At 74.3% G+C, this 13,670-nt stretch carries 14 protein-coding genes and 1 riboswitch; of the genes, 7 read left to right on the plus strand and 7 right to left on the minus strand.

Going from position 1 to position 13,670, the window contains the following annotated elements; all coding sequences use genetic code 11:
• The first annotated feature begins 8 nt into the window (after positions 1–8).
• The 4 genes from HDG69_RS18720 to HDG69_RS15960 are packed head-to-tail and all read left to right on the plus strand — an operon-like array spanning position 9 to position 2,692.
• Entirely contained in the window at positions 9–197 is a 189-nt protein-coding gene (locus HDG69_RS18720; protein ID WP_216645781.1) for a hypothetical protein, read from the plus strand.
• Positions 194–1,600 (plus strand): sensor histidine kinase, encoded by a 1,407-nt coding sequence (locus HDG69_RS15950; RefSeq protein ID WP_246256734.1) that lies wholly within the window; start codon positions 194–196, stop codon positions 1,598–1,600. The genes HDG69_RS18720 and HDG69_RS15950 overlap by 4 nt, the downstream gene beginning before the upstream one ends.
• Complete coding sequence (locus HDG69_RS15955) at positions 1,597–2,277, plus strand: response regulator (protein ID WP_343036475.1); 681 nt, start codon at positions 1,597–1,599, stop codon at positions 2,275–2,277. Before HDG69_RS15950 ends, HDG69_RS15955 begins: the two co-directional genes overlap by 4 nt.
• 46 nt (positions 2,278–2,323) lie before the next feature.
• Positions 2,324–2,692 (plus strand): nuclear transport factor 2 family protein, encoded by a 369-nt coding sequence (locus tag HDG69_RS15960; protein ID WP_171784818.1) that lies wholly within the window; start codon positions 2,324–2,326, stop codon positions 2,690–2,692.
• A 33-nt stretch (positions 2,693–2,725) separates the two neighbouring features.
• Here the strand turns inward: HDG69_RS15960 and HDG69_RS15965 are convergent, their stop codons facing one another.
• The 6 genes from HDG69_RS15965 to HDG69_RS15990 form a co-directional block, all read right to left on the minus strand.
• A complete protein-coding gene (locus HDG69_RS15965) occupies positions 2,726–3,796 on the minus strand; it encodes a class I SAM-dependent methyltransferase (RefSeq protein ID WP_171784819.1) in 1,071 nt (356 codons plus the stop codon).
• Positions 3,797–3,854: 58 nt separating this feature from the next.
• A complete protein-coding gene (locus HDG69_RS15970) occupies positions 3,855–4,973 on the minus strand; it encodes a hypothetical protein (protein WP_171784820.1) in 1,119 nt (372 codons plus the stop codon).
• A gap of 75 nt (positions 4,974–5,048) precedes the next feature.
• On the minus strand, positions 5,049–5,753 hold the full coding sequence (locus HDG69_RS15975; protein WP_343036476.1) for a response regulator transcription factor: 705 nt from the start codon (positions 5,751–5,753) through the stop codon (positions 5,049–5,051).
• Entirely contained in the window at positions 5,750–7,120 is a 1,371-nt protein-coding gene (locus HDG69_RS15980; protein WP_171784821.1) for a sensor histidine kinase, read from the minus strand. The genes HDG69_RS15975 and HDG69_RS15980 overlap by 4 nt, the downstream gene beginning before the upstream one ends.
• Positions 7,121–7,175: 55 nt before the next feature.
• Positions 7,176–7,823 (minus strand): 1-acyl-sn-glycerol-3-phosphate acyltransferase, encoded by a 648-nt coding sequence (locus tag HDG69_RS15985; protein ID WP_171784822.1) that lies wholly within the window; start codon positions 7,821–7,823, stop codon positions 7,176–7,178.
• Between the two features lie 47 nt (positions 7,824–7,870).
• A complete protein-coding gene (locus tag HDG69_RS15990) occupies positions 7,871–9,130 on the minus strand; it encodes an NYN domain-containing protein (protein ID WP_171784823.1) in 1,260 nt (419 codons plus the stop codon).
• Positions 9,131–9,301: 171 nt separating this feature from the next.
• Between HDG69_RS15990 and HDG69_RS15995 the strand changes: the two genes are divergently transcribed.
• Positions 9,302–9,475 (plus strand): hypothetical protein, encoded by a 174-nt coding sequence (locus HDG69_RS15995; RefSeq protein ID WP_171784824.1) that lies wholly within the window; start codon positions 9,302–9,304, stop codon positions 9,473–9,475.
• A 24-nt stretch (positions 9,476–9,499) separates the two neighbouring features.
• Here the strand turns inward: HDG69_RS15995 and HDG69_RS16000 are convergent, their stop codons facing one another.
• Complete coding sequence (locus HDG69_RS16000) at positions 9,500–9,709, minus strand: hypothetical protein (protein WP_171784825.1); 210 nt, start codon at positions 9,707–9,709, stop codon at positions 9,500–9,502.
• A gap of 1 nt (position 9,710) precedes the next feature.
• A riboswitch (SAM riboswitch) is annotated at positions 9,711–9,818 on the plus strand.
• 5 nt (positions 9,819–9,823) lie between these two features.
• Here HDG69_RS16000 and HDG69_RS16005 point away from each other — a divergent pair.
• Positions 9,824–10,819, plus strand: a complete 996-nt coding sequence (locus HDG69_RS16005) for a methylenetetrahydrofolate reductase (protein ID WP_171784826.1) — start codon at positions 9,824–9,826, stop codon at positions 10,817–10,819.
• 103 nt (positions 10,820–10,922) lie between these two features.
• Complete coding sequence (metE, locus tag HDG69_RS16010) at positions 10,923–13,358, plus strand: 5-methyltetrahydropteroyltriglutamate--homocysteine S-methyltransferase (RefSeq protein ID WP_171784827.1); 2,436 nt, start codon at positions 10,923–10,925, stop codon at positions 13,356–13,358.
• Positions 13,359–13,670: the final 312 nt, after the last annotated feature.

A 13,670-nucleotide genomic window follows, 5' to 3' on the forward strand; every position in this document is an offset into this window, starting at 1 on the left:
CTGAACCCATGCGCCGTCGCACGAGCCTGGCTCGACAGCTCTTCCTGCTGCAGGTCGGTGTGGTGGTGCTCCTGGTCGGTGCGGGGACGCTGGTCGCGTTCCTCGACGCGCAGCGCGTCAGCGAGGCCGGGGCCGAGCGCAGGGTGCTCACCCTGGCTCGGCCCTGGCCGAGCTGCCCGAGGTCCGCTCCGCACTGACCGAGGACGATCCGTCGGCGGCCCTCCAGCCGGTCGCCGAGTCGGTGCGCGAGGCCACCGGCACCGACTTCGTCGTGTTCATGGCCACCGACCGTACCCGCTACACCCACCCGGACCCGGACCAGATCGGCGAGGCGTTCCTCGGCACCGTGGGACCGGCCCTGGAGGGCGGCACGGTGACCGAGACCTACGAGGGCACGCTCGGCCCGTCGGTCCGGGCCGTGCTGCCGGTGCACGACGAGGAGGGCGAGGTCGCGGCGCTGCTCTCCATCGGCGTCCTGCGCACGCAGATCGGCCAGGAGCTCCTCGCGAGGGTCCCGGCCCTGCTGGGGGTGGCCGGTGCCGCGATCGCGGTCGCCGCGCTCGGCTCCTGGGCCATCAGCCGGCGGCTGGACCGGCAGACCCTGGGGCTCGGACCCGTGGAGATCACCCGCATGTACGAGCAGCACGACGCCGTGCTCCATGCGGTGCGGGAGGGCCTGCTGATCGTCGACCTCGACGGGAGGCTGTCGCTCGCCAACGACGAGGCCGCCCGTCTCCTCGACCTTCCCGAGGACGCGCAGGGACGGGACGTGGACGAGCTCGGGCTCGACGAGCCGTTGCGCTCCCTGCTGATCTCCGGCGAGCCGGTGAGCGACCGGCTGCTCGTGTACCGCGACCGGGTCCTCGTCGCCAGCTCGGAGCCGGCGACGAAGGACGGCACGGTGCTCGGTGTGGTCACCACGCTGCGCGACCACACCGAGCTCGAGACCCTGAACGACGAGCTCGACTCCGCCCGGGGGTTCGCCGAGGCGCTGCGCGCCCAGGCGCACGAGTCGGCGAACCGCCTGCACACCGTGGTGACGATGATCGAGCTCGGCCAGCCGGAGAAGGCGGTCGAGCTCGCCACCGTCGAGCTCGCCACCGCCCAGCAGCTCGCCGACCAGGTGGTCGGGTCGGTGGACGAGCCCGCCCTCGCCGCGCTGCTGCTCGGCAAGGCGGCGCAGGCCCACGAGAAGGGGGTCGAGCTGGTGGTCACCGACGACACCGAGGTGCGGGACGTCGACGTCCCGCCCCGCGACCTCGTCACCGTCGTCGGCAACCTCGTCGACAACGCCATCGACGCGGCGCTGGCCGCACCGCCACCGCGCCGGGTCACCGTCACGGCCCAGGGCCTGCAGGGCGGCCTGGTGCTCGAGGTCTCCGACTCCGGTGCCGGTGTGGACGCGGACCGGGTGGACGACATCTTCACCCGCGGATGGACCACCAAGGAAGCCGCCGGCGCCCGGGGTCAGGGCCTCGGCCTCGCGCTCGTCCGCCAGGTCATCGGCCGGCACGGGGGCAGCGTCGACGTGACGCACGACGGCGCGACGACGTTCACCGTGCGGCTGCCCGGCACGCGACCCGGAGGTGATGCGGCGTGACGATCAGGACGCTCGTCGTGGAGGACGACCCGCAGATCGCCGCGGCGCACGCCGAGTTCGTCACGCGCGTCCCCGGTTTCACCACTGCCGGCGTCGTGCACCGCGGCAAGGAGGCCTGGGAGTTCGTCGCGAGCCACGACGTCGACCTCGTCCTGCTGGACTTCTACCTCCCGGACATGACCGGGCTCGACGTCTGCCGGGGCCTGCGGGCGAAGGGCCACCTGGTCGACATCATCGCGGTCACCTCCGCCCGGGACATCCGCGTGGTCCGGTCGGTCGTGGCCTACGGCGTGGTCCAGTACCTGCTCAAGCCGTTCACGCTCGCCGCCTTCAAGGACAAGCTCGAGCGCTACGCCGCCTTCCGCGACCAGCTCACCGAGCACGGCACCGAGGCGGCCCAGCAGGACGTCGACCGCGCGTTCGCGGCGCTGCGAGGCGGCGGTCAGGCGGCGGTGCCGAAGGGCCTGAGCGAGGCCACGCTAGACGCCGTCGTGGACCTGTTGCGCGCGGCCGGCGAGGCGGGCCTGTCCGCCGCCGACCTGGGCGACCGGCTCGGCACCGCACGGGTGACGGCGCGCCGCTACCTCGAGCACCTCGCGCACCACGACCTCGCCGTCCGGGTCCCCCGGTACGGCGGGCCCGGGCGCCCGGAGCACATCTACCGCTGGCGCTCCTGAGCGCCGTCGGCCCAGGGATGTCGGAGCCGCCTGGGACGCTCGGCTCATGTCATCGAGAGACGTGATCGAGCAGCTCGCCGAGGTCATCGACGGTCACCGCTGGGAGGACCTGCCCGGTCTGCTCCACCCGGACTTCACCTGCCGGCTGGTGCACACCGGCGAGACGTTCGACCGCGTCGGGTGGGTGCGGCTCAACGCCGAGTACCCGGGGTTCGAGCGGTTCGAGCTGCTCGACTGCGTCGCCGAGGGCGACCGGGCGGTCTCGCGCGCCCACGTCACCGGGACGAGCGCCGGTGAGCGGCAGCACTTCGAGGTGGCGAGCTTCGTCACGGTGCACGACGGGCTCGTCACCGAGATGACGGAGGTGTGGACGGACGTCGACCAGACCCCGCCGCCGGGGTCCCGGCCGGAGTGACGGCGGAGGCCGCAGGCCCCTCCGCCCCCCTGCTCAGCGCAGCTCGGAGAACCGCCAGAAGCCGAAGTCCTCGATCGGCAGGTCGGTCACGTCCTTGAAGCCGGCCTCGTGGGCGTACCGCTCCAGCACAGGACGCCGCATCACCGTCCCGGTGCCGGCGCTGCCGGGGTGGCTGAGGCTGTCGGGCAGGCAGCACAACGTGCTGAACCCGTACAGCGCGCGCTGGACGAGGTCGGCGGGGGTGGTGAGCGCGTCGTCGGCGGCCTCGTCCATGACGACGACGAAGCCCCCGTCGGAGAGCGACCTGCGCACCGCGGTGAGCACCTCCACCGGGCGGGGCATGTCGTGCAGGCACTCGAAGAGAAACACGACGTCGTACGGACCACCCTCGACGTCCTCCCCGGCGCTGTGGACGAGCTCGACGTTCTCGACGCCCCGCTCCGCGGCGATGGTCCGGGCGCGCTCGACCGAAGGGCCGTCGACGTCGATGCCCACCACCCTGGCCTGCGGGTAGGCGCGTGCCAGCGCGACCGTCGACCAGCCGTACCCGCACCCGACGTCCGCCACGGCCGCCCCGGGCCGGCCGAGCGCCTCGTGCAGGTGCGGCACGCCGGCGAGCTCACCGGGCAGCACCTGCTCGAACCACGGCCGGTTCATGTCCGCCTGACCCTCGCGGGCGTCGTCGCCGAGCTGGTCCCACGACACCCCGCCGCCGTGGCGGTACGCCTCCACCAGGGCGGGGAGCTGGACCGCGGAGGCTGCGACGAGCCGGACGAACGGCGCGAGGAGATCGGTCGAGCGGACGTCGGTGAACACGGCGACACCCTCCGCGTCGAGGCCGAAGCGCGGGCCTGCCCCGCCGCCTCCGGACACCCCTCCGTCGTCGACGGTGAGGAATCCCGCCGCCGCCTGCTGCTCGCACCACTCCCGGGCGTAGCGCTCCTGGGTGTGCGTCCGCTCGGCGAGCTCGGCCGGGGTGAGCCGGCCGACCGCAGCCAGCTCGCGGTACCAGCCCAGCCGGTCCCCGAGGTAGATGCTGAGCCCTTCCATCATCGCGACGCCGGTCTCGAAGACCCGGTCGGCGAGGGGCGCGTCGATGCCCATCCTTCGATGGTGCGCCTCGTCCCGGCGCTCGCGACCGCGCCGCAGGGTGAATCTGCGCTCAGCCCCGCCCGCAGGTGCGGCACGTGCCACGCCGCCGCAGCCAGTAGGCGTAGGTGGCCGCACCGAGGGCGAGCGACCAGAGCGGCCACAGGAAGGCTGGTCCCACGGCAGCCCACGTCTCGGCGTCGAGCCCGAACAGTCCCTCGGACAGACCGATCGCGATCATGGACACCCCGGCGGGAAGCACGGCCACCGCGACGACGGTCGCGGGGACGACGGCGAGACCGACCGGGACCCGCTCGCCGGCGAGGCCCAGCGTCCAGCGGGGGAAGACGTCGCCCCAGCGCTGGTAGAGACCGAGCGTGAGCACCGCGCCCAGCAGGGCGAACGAGCCCAGCCCGACCGGCCCGAGCAGGTCCACCCCGCGCATCGACTCGACCTCCTCCCGCGAGAAGCCCAGCGGGATCCCCAGTGCCCACGCGATGCGGGTGAGGCCGTAGAACGCCGGGACGGCCGCAGCCACGAGCGCCGCGGTGCGGCCCCGTCGCAGCGCGGCTGCCGGCGTCGTCCACGCCGGGACCACGCCGTCGTGCCGGCGCCCGCACCGCTCGCACGCTCCTCTGCCGCGCCGCGCGGACCGGACCGTGGCCACCGCGAGCAGCACCGCGCCGCCCAGCGCCCCGGCCTGGAGCAGGAACGCCGGCTCCCCGTAGTAGCCGAGGGCCTCGCGCACCTCGGCGCTGAACGCCGACGTCACCACGAGCGCGGGCAGGTAGCCGAGACCGGCCAGGACCGTCGCGTCCACCAGGAGCAGGCAGGCCAGCAGGACGACGCTCGTGCCACCGACCAGGACGACGCGCGCGCCGCGCCCGGTCGGCCGCCCCGCACGCATCCACACCGCGAGCAGCGACCCGAGGGCTGCGAGCGCCACGACCCCACCGGCAAGGGTGGTAGCGGAGACGTCGCGGAGCAGCCCGTGGTTGATCGCCTCGGGTGCGGCGACCGCGGGGCCTACCGTCCCCCGCAGGACGAGGGCGAGGGCCAGGCCGGCGAGCCACCACAGGACGGCGAGGGTCTCGACCCGGCGGCCCCCTCGTGACGGGACCCTGGGTGGCGGGGCCCTGGGTGGCGGGACGCTGGGCGGTGAGGACCGGTGCGGTGCTTCGTTCGTGGTCATGCCTCGAGCCTCGCGGGAGCCGGAGGACGGCGGATCCCCCGCCGCGACCACTCCCCTCCCCCGGTCGGGGGAACGTCAGCCGGCCTGCACGAACCCCGAGGTGTACGCCCGGACCACGGCCTGGGTGCGGTCCCGGACGCCCAGCTTGCCCAGCACGTTGCCCACGTGGGTGCGCACCGTCTCGACACCGAGGTATAGCGCGGCCGCGATCTCGGCGTTCGACATCCCGTCCGCCATCAGCCGCAGCACCTCCCCCTCCCGCTCGGTGAGCCGGGCCGAGGCGAGCGCGTCGCCCGACGGCGGCCGTGCGGTGGCGAGGCGTCGCACGGCGTCGGGGAACAGCAGCGAGTCGCCCCGGGCGACCAGGTGCACGGCGGCCCGCGCGATCTCGTCGGGACGCGCTCGCTTCAGCAGGAACCCCTGCGCGCCCGCCTGGAGGGCGTCGAGCACGTGGTCGTCGTTCTCGAAGGTGGTCAGCACGAGCACCCGGGGCGTGGGCCCTCGTCGGGCGGGGTCGAGGAGGGCTCGCGTCGCGGCGATGCCGTCCACGCGCGGCATCCGCACGTCCATGAGCACCACGTCGGGCGTCGTGTCGGCGACGAGCCGCAGGACGCCCGTGCCGTCCTCGGCCTCCCCGACCACCCGGAGGCCCGGCTCGGCGTCGAGCACGACCCGCAGCCCGGCACGCACCAGCGGCTCGTCGTCGACGATCGCGACCCGCACCGGTCCTGCGCCGGTCGCTGCGCCGTCGCCGTCACCGTCACCGTGGAAGGACCTCACGTGGCGGATCCTCTCGCACCCAGCGGGAGGCGCGCCCGCACCGCCCACCGGTGCGCGCCGTCCCGGTCCCCCGGCGCCGCGACCGCCGGTTCGGGCCCAGCCGCGAGGTGGCCGTCGAGGAGACGCACCCGGTCGGCCATCCCGGGCAGGCCACGACCCCCGCCTGCCGCACGGCCCGCTGCGGCGCCGCCCACCGGCGTCGACGTCGCGGGCCGGACCGCGTTGAAGACCTCGATCTCCAACGCCTCGTCCTGCACCGCCAGAGCGACCTCGACCGTGGCGCCCGGCGCGTGCCGGACGGCGTTGGTCAGCGCCTCCTGCACGATGCGGTAGGCCTCCCGGGACACGGCCGCCGGCACGTCGGTCCGGTCCACCTGCGGGTCGGTGGACAGCACGGCGCTGGTCCCCGCGCGCCGTGCCTCCGCCACCAGGTCGGCCAGGTGGCGCAGGCCGCGCGCCGGTGGCGCCGGGACGGGGGTGCCGGTCGGTGGCGTGTCGGTGGACCCGGTGTGCGCTCGCAGCAGCCCGAGCACGTGGTCGAGGTCGGCCATCGCGGTGCGACCGGTCTCCTCGACGGCGGCGAGCGCCCGGCGGGCGGCCTCGGGGTCGGAGTCGATCTGGCGTGCGGCCGCGGCCGCCTGCAACGTGGTGATCGTCAGGGCGTGGCCCACCGAGTCGTGCAGCTCGCGGGCGAGCCGGCCCCGTTCGGCGGCACGGCGGGCGTCGGCCTCGAGCTCGGCGATGCGTGCCGACTGGTCGGGCCCGAGCAGGGGGACCGCCGCCTGCCGCAGCACCCGGCGGGCGAGCGCGACGAGGTACGGCAGCGCGAGCAGCAGGACGACCGCCAGCGCGACCCAGGCGACCGGGCTGTCACTGATCATCGGCACGGTGACGCGCAGGAAGTCCCGGTCGACCCCCACCGCGGAGAGCACGAGCTGGGTGGCCAGCGGCACCGCGAGCAGGAGGCCGACGGTGACGGCGGCACCGAGCACCAGGTGCAGGACGTACCAGGCGGCGCCCCGCCACCGGGTGGCGGGGCTCGGCCGGCCCGACGGCTCGGGGAGGTCGACGGCGTCCACGTCGAGGAAGGTCCGCACGGCCAGGACCTGGAGCGTGCGGACCGGCTCGAGGAACGGCGGTGTCCCGACGATCGCGGCGGACAGCAGGGCGAGGACGACGACGGCGGCGCGGGGCACCCCCGTGTCGGCGAGCATCTGCACGAATCCGACGACCAGCGTCAGGTAGGCGCCCGCGAGGACGCCGCCGATGATCAGGTAGACCCCGGCCCGCACGGTCGACGCGCTGGTCAGCGGGCGCAGGGCGCCCCGCGGTCCGGGGCGCCGTCGTCGGGCCGTGGGGGTCGCCATTCGGCCAGTCTGCCGAGCACGTCGGCGCAGCGCCTCCCCCGGTCGGGGGAACGTCTCAGGCGGCGAGCTGCTGGCCGCTCATCCGGTGGATCGACGTCATGACCTCGTCGGTGAGCCGGCGTCGCGCCTGGGCCGGCCGCGCGCCGGCCTCGATCTGCCGGGAGGGGTCGATCGGGGTGCCGAAGTCGACCCTGATCCCCCGGGTGAGCCGAGGTATCCGCTTGCCGACGGGCTGCACCTTGTCGGTGCCGCGCAGGGCGACCGGCACCACGGGTGCGGCGCCGGCGAGCGCCAGCCAGGCCACCCCGGTGTGGCCCTTCTGCAGCCGTCCGTCCCGGGACCGGGTGCCCTCGGGGTAGATGCCGAACGCGTCGCCGCGTCGGAGCACCTGCAGGGCGTCCTCGAGGGACCGCTGCCCGGCGCGCGGGTCCTCGCGGTCCACGGGGATGTGCCCCATGGTCGTGAAGAACCAGCGCGAGACGCGGCCCCGCACGCCCCGACCTGTCCAGTACTCCGCCTTGGCGATGAAGGTGACGTGCCGCGGCACCACCAGCGGCAGGATGATCGAGTCGATGAACGACAGGTGGTTGCTCGCGATGATGACGGGACCGCGACGGGGGATGTGGTGCAGGCCGGTGACCTGGGGACGCAGGAACACGTACACCAGGAGCGACAGCACGAGCTTGAGGATGCGGTACGTCACCGGCCCATTGTGCCCCCGGTCGCTGCCCGAGGCACCCCCCTCTCGGTTCAGCCGAGCGTGACGAGGTAGTCCTCGGCGTCGTCGTCCCAGGCCAGGGCGACGGCGTCGGCGGCAGCAGCAGCCTTGCAGAACTGCAGGAACCCGCCGTAGCCGAGCGCCTTCTCGGAGAAGTCGGGCCGGCGCTTGCGCACGTGGTTCTTCAGGCCGGAGAGCGCGGCGGTGCCACCCGCCTCCTGGACGACGGTGCGCAGCAGGTCGAACGCCTTGGCGCTGTCGGGCTGCTCGGGCAGCTCGACCACGGGGTCGCCGGAGGACGGCCCGTCGGTGAGGACGACGACGTCGCGGTCGGCGAGGTAGCGCAGGAACTCCCCGAAGGTGCGGAAGCCGTAGTCGGACTCGCTGAAGGTCGGCTCCTTGCGCACGAGCGTGCGCTTGAGCTGGGAGGCGGTGACGGAGCCGGAGGCCGACCCCTGCAGACCGGCGAGGGTCTGGGCGACCTTGACCTCCATGGTGGGCGGCTCGCCCGCGGGGGCGTCGTCGTCCTCGTCGTTGGCCGGCTCGGGCGCCCGGTCGGGCACGTCCACGGGTTCCGGGAGCGTGATCTCGGGCTTCTTGCGTCGCGTCCTGCCCGTCGTGCCGGACGCCGTGCCCGACGGCGCGTCGGCGGTGGCGTCGGCCGGGGTGGCCGCGGCGTCGGCCGGGGCACTGTCAGGCACGGGTGCGGTCTTGGCCCGGCCGGTGCTGGTGCCGGCGGTACGGGTGCCGGCACGGCCGGAGCCGGAGCGCTTCGTGGTGCTCTTCTTGGGCCGCGACTCGCTCTCGTCGGGGACGTCCACACCCTCGAGGCGGTCGTAGAAGAGGAACTCGTCGCAGGCGGAGGGCAGCAGGCGGGAGGTCGACTTCTCGACGCCGACGCCGATGACGCGCTTGTCGAGTTCGCGCAGCTTGTGCACCAGCGGGGAGAAGTCGGAGTCGCCTGTACACATGACGAAGGTCGAGATGTACTCCCGCTCGAAGGCCATCTCGATGGCGTCGACGACCATCTTGATGTCAGCAGCGTTCTTGCGCGAGGCGCCCATCCGCTGCGGCATCTCGATGAGCTCGACCTGGTGGCGGGTGAGCATCCGGCGGTCCTCGTCGAAGTACGACCAGTCCGCGTACGCGCGCCGCGTCACCACCCGGCCGCGCACCGCGAGGGCGTCGGCGATCGGCTGGAAGTCGAACTGCATGCCACCCAGGTGCTCCCGGGCGCCGAGCGCGAGGTTCTCGTAGTCGAGGAAGACGGCAAGGCGCTCTTCGGTGTCCATGCCCGCCAGCCTACGGGTGCGCGGGACACCCTGCGTGGTCCCGGGACCACCCATCCCGTCACAGCGCTCCGCCCAGATCCTCGCCGCGCTCCGCCCAGCCGACCGACCGGGCCCGCTGGAGGCCCCGGATCCCGACCGACCGTGTGGTCATACCACCAGGGAGGGAGACCCATGTACCAGGGAACCACCATCGGATCGGGCGGAGCGCTGGCCATGACCGGCGCGGCCGCCACCGTCTACGGGATCGTCGGAGCCTGGACGCTCGTCGTCGCAGGGCTCGCGCTGCTGACGATCGTGCGGGTCATGGCCCGGCGTCGCCGTGCGGTCCCCGAGCCGAGCCGGTGAGCCGCCGCTCGGCCCCGAGCACCGTCACCGTGCCGGCCGCTCGGTACCGAGCCCGCTCACCGCGAGCGCCTCGAGGGCCCGGTCGCGCAGGGCCCGGGCGCCTCGCAGCCGCAGGACCCGGTGGCCGGCGTCGTCGAGCAGGTCGCCGGCGCGGCGGAGGATCGACGTCCGCGACGCGATCTCATCATGCGGTCGCGGTTGTCCGTAGGGTGGTCGGTGCGTAGAGTCGGTCACGAAGCCATCCAGAGCGGCCGAGAGTCCTGGCTCGACGACGCCGCAGCAACCCGTTCTCCGACGGAAGCCTCCCGAGGACGAAGGTGCTCAACACCAGGCCCGATGGAGTGACGCATGGTCGCCGAGGCACTGACGTACCGCTACCGCCCGACGGTGAGCTTCGAGCTCATGCCGCCGCGGCGGCCCGAGGCTGCCCCGAAGTTCTGGGAGACGGCACGCCGGCTCGTCGCCACGAACCCCGACTTCGTCTCCGTGACCTACGGCGCCGGGGGCGGTGACCGCGCCACCGCGCGCCAGGTGGTGGCCACCCTCCTCGAGGGCACACCGGTGCTCCCCATCGCCCACCTGACCTGCGTGGGAGCCTCCCGCGAGGACGTCTCCGCCGTCGTCGACGAGTTCCTCGAGGCCGGCGTGCGCAGCTTCCTCGCCCTGCGCGGCGACCCCCCGCGCGACCAGCCCGACTGGCGGCCGCCGGCCGACGGCGTGCACTCCTCGATCGAGCTCGTCGCGCTGCTGCGCGAGGTCGAGGCCCGCCGCTGCGCCGTCGACCCCGCCGCGGCCGTCCGAGGAGCCGCACGCCCCCTGACGGTCGCCGTCGCGACGTTCCCCGACGGCAACCGCCAGGCCGGGACCACCCGCGCCCAGGAGGTGCACCGCCTGCTGGAGAAGCAGCAGGCCGGCGCCTCCTTCGCGATCACCCAGCTGTTCTACGCCGCGGACAGCTACACCGACTTCGTCACCGAGGCCCGCGCGGCCGGAGTGACGATCCCGATCCTCGCCGGGCTGATGCCCGCGACCGAGCCGCGCCGGCTCCGTCGCGTCGAGGAGCTCACCGGCGTCCCGGCGCCCCAGCACCTGCTGGACGCCCTGGACGCCCTGCCGGACCCGGAGGCGCAGCACGCCTACGGGACCGCGTTCGGCGTCGAGCTCGCGCAGCGCGTGCTCGATGCGGGCGCGCCCGGTCTGCACGTGTACACGTTCAACAAGTACCGACCCGCTCTGGACCTGCTCGAGGGTGTCCACCTCGGCGGTCGGACGCCGCACGGCGTCCCCGACCTGGCCAGAAGGCCGCTGGTACCGAGCATCCCGACACAGGCTCCCGCCGTCTGACCCGGCGCCGAGCAGGAGGTTGCGCCCGCAACGATCGACGAGAACGGGCACAACCTCCTGGTCGGCGACGAACACGGCGGGAAAACCGACACCAGGAGTGCTCATGACCACCACCGACACCACCTCGACCGGCACGCCGGCCGGCACCGCCTTCCCCGGCGGCACGATCCTCGGCTACCCCCGCGTGGGCCGGCGCCGCGAGCTCAAGCGCGCCGTCGAGGCGTACTGGGCCGGGCGCACCGACGTCGCCGAGCTCGAGGACACCGCCGCCGCGCTGCGCCGCGCCACCCTGCAGCGCCTCGTCCAGCTCGGGCTGGACCCGGACGACGGCTCCGTGCCCGGCTCCTTCTCCTTCTACGACCAGGTGCTCGACGTCGTCGCGCTGCTCGGCGCCGTCCCGGAGCGGTTCCGCGACCTCGTCGCCGACGACGGCGCGCTCGACCTGGCGGGCTACTTCACCGTCGCCCGGGGCCGCGGCGAGGACGCGCCGCTCGAGATGACCAAGTGGTTCGACACGAACTACCACTACCTGGTCCCCGAGATCAGCGAGTCCACACCGGTCTCGTTCGCCGGGGACCGCGTCGTGCGGGAGTTCGCCGAGGCCCGGGAGGCCGGGATCACCACCCGCCCGGTGCTCGTCGGACCGGTGACGTTCCTCGCCCTGTCCAAGGCCGCGGACGACGCCGGTGAGGGCTTCCACCCGCTCGACCGGCTCGACGACGTCGTCGCCGCGTACGCGGACCTGCTCCGGGCGCTGGCCGCGGCCGGGGTGCCGTGGGTGCAGCTCGACGAGCCCGTCCTCGTCTCGGACACCGTCGACGCACCCGCCGCCCGCATCGACGCCGCGATCACCAGCGCGTACGGGGCGTTGACCGACCTCGCCGTCGGCACCGAGCGTCCGGCCGTGCTCGTGGCCGCCCCGTTCGGCGGTCTGGCCACGGACACGTCGGACGGCTCCGTCCCGGCTCGCGACGGGCTGGCGCTGCTCGCGGGCACCGGCGTCGAGGCGATCGCGATCGACCTGGTCAAGGGGGCGGTCCCGACCGGCGACGGCACGGACGGCACGGTGCCCGGCCTGGGCAGCAAGACGCTCGTGGCGGGCGTCGTCGACGGCCACAACATCTGGCGCACGGACCTGGCCGCCCGGCTCGACACGCTCGACGCGCTGCGCCCGCTGGGCGCCGGTGCCCTCACGGTCGGCACGTCGACGTCCCTGCTGCACGTCCCGCACGACGTGGAGGACGAGACCTGGGAGGGCACGGCGGCCGACCGGGCCGGGCGGACCCCCGAGCTCCGACGCTGGCTGGCGTTCGCCGACCAGAAGGTCCGCGAGGTGACCGTGCTGGCCCGCGCCCTGAGCGACGGTCCGGACGCGGTCCGCGAGGACCTCGACGCGGCGAGCGCGGCCCTGGCCGAGCGCGCGGCCGCGGTCGGCGTCGTCGTCCCGGCCGTCCGCGAGCGCCTGGCCGCCCTGACCGACGCGGACTTCGCCCGGGGCGCGCACGACGAGCGGGTCGCCGCCCAGCGCGAGCGGCTCGGGCTGCCGCCGCTGCCGACGACCACCATCGGGTCCTTCCCGCAGACGTCCGAGATCCGCAAGGCGCGGTCGGCCTGGGCCAAGGGCGAGCTCGGCGACGAGGCGTACACCGCGGCGATGCGTGCCGAGATCGAGCGCGTGGTCCGGCTGCAGGAGGAGATCGGGCTGGACGTGCTGGTGCACGGCGAGCCGGAGCGCAACGACATGGTGCAGTACTTCGCGGAGCTGCTGGACGGGTTCGCGACGACGGACCTCGGGTGGGTGCAGTCGTACGGGTCGCGGTGCGTGCGTCCGCCGATCCTGTGGGGTGACGTCACCCGGCCGGCGCCGATGACGGTGGAGTGGACGCGCCACGCCCAGTCGCTCACGCCGCGCCCGGTGAAGGGGATGCTCACCGGCCCGGTGACGATCCTGGCGTGGTCGTTCGTGCGGGACGACCAGCCGCTGGCGGACACCGCGAACCAGGTGGCCCTCGCCCTGCGCGACGAGGTCCGTGACCTCGAGGCCGCCGGGACGGCCGTCGTGCAGGTGGACGAGCCGGCGCTGCGCGAGCTGCTGCCGCTGCGCCGTGCGGACCAGCCGGCCTACCTGGAGTGGTCGGTGGGGTCGTTCCGCCTGGCGACGGCGGGGGCGGCCGCCTCCACGCAGGTGCACACGCACCTGTGCTACTCGGAGTTCGGCGAGGTCATCGGGGCGATCGACGGCCTCGACGCGGACGTGACGTCCATCGAGGCGGCGCGCTCGCGCATGGAGGTCGTCCCCGAGCTGGACGCGGCCGGGTATGCGCGTGGCGTCGGGCCGGGCGTCTACGACATCCACTCCCCCCGCGTGCCGTCGGCCGCCGAGCTCACCGAGCTGCTCGGTCTCGCGGTGAGGTCGATCGACCCGGAGGTGGTGTGGGCGAACCCGGACTGCGGGCTCAAGACCCGGGCCTACGCCGAGGTGGAGCCGTCGCTGCGCCACCTGGTCGAGGCGGCACGGACGGTGCGCGCCGGGCTCTGACCACCCACCACCCACCCTCGGTGCCGAGCATGTGATGGGGGCCCGTCCGGTCAGCCGGACGGGCCCCCGTCGCATGTTCGGCGGTCCAGGGCGCCGGACGTATTCCATGGTCCGGGGCAACCGTCGTGTGTCACCATGGTGGACGGTCGTGCCGCAGTGGCGGGCCGGGACACCGAGTCGAGGAGCGAGAGATGCAGCGCGTCGTCGCGGGGAGCGGGGTGGCCGTCGAGGCCTGCTCGGGCACCCCGTCGACCCAGGCCGCCTGCCGCTGATCCGACACCGGATCGTGCGCGGAGGTGACCTGGCCCTGCC

This window comes from Isoptericola halotolerans (assembly GCF_013149785.1).
In the GTDB taxonomy this organism is placed as follows: Bacteria; Actinomycetota; Actinomycetes; order Actinomycetales; family Cellulomonadaceae; genus Isoptericola; species Isoptericola halotolerans.

Coding starts and splice junctions, on each gene's coding strand:
- HDG69_RS15970 (WP_171784820.1), bottom strand. CDS start 4,973: ATGACCACGAACGAAGCACCGCACCGGTCCTCACCGCCCAGCGTCCCG.
- HDG69_RS15995 (WP_171784824.1), top strand. CDS start 9,302: ATGTACCAGGGAACCACCATCGGATCGGGCGGAGCGCTGGCCATGACC.
- HDG69_RS15965 (WP_171784819.1), bottom strand. CDS start 3,796: ATGGGCATCGACGCGCCCCTCGCCGACCGGGTCTTCGAGACCGGCGTC.
- HDG69_RS18720 (WP_216645781.1), top strand. CDS start 9: ATGCGCCGTCGCACGAGCCTGGCTCGACAGCTCTTCCTGCTGCAGGTC.
- HDG69_RS15980 (WP_171784821.1), bottom strand. CDS start 7,120: ATGGCGACCCCCACGGCCCGACGACGGCGCCCCGGACCGCGGGGCGCC.
- metE (WP_171784827.1), top strand. CDS start 10,923: ATGACCACCACCGACACCACCTCGACCGGCACGCCGGCCGGCACCGCC.
- HDG69_RS15960 (WP_171784818.1), top strand. CDS start 2,324: ATGTCATCGAGAGACGTGATCGAGCAGCTCGCCGAGGTCATCGACGGT.
- HDG69_RS15990 (WP_171784823.1), bottom strand. CDS start 9,130: ATGGACACCGAAGAGCGCCTTGCCGTCTTCCTCGACTACGAGAACCTC.
- HDG69_RS16005 (WP_171784826.1), top strand. CDS start 9,824: ATGGTCGCCGAGGCACTGACGTACCGCTACCGCCCGACGGTGAGCTTC.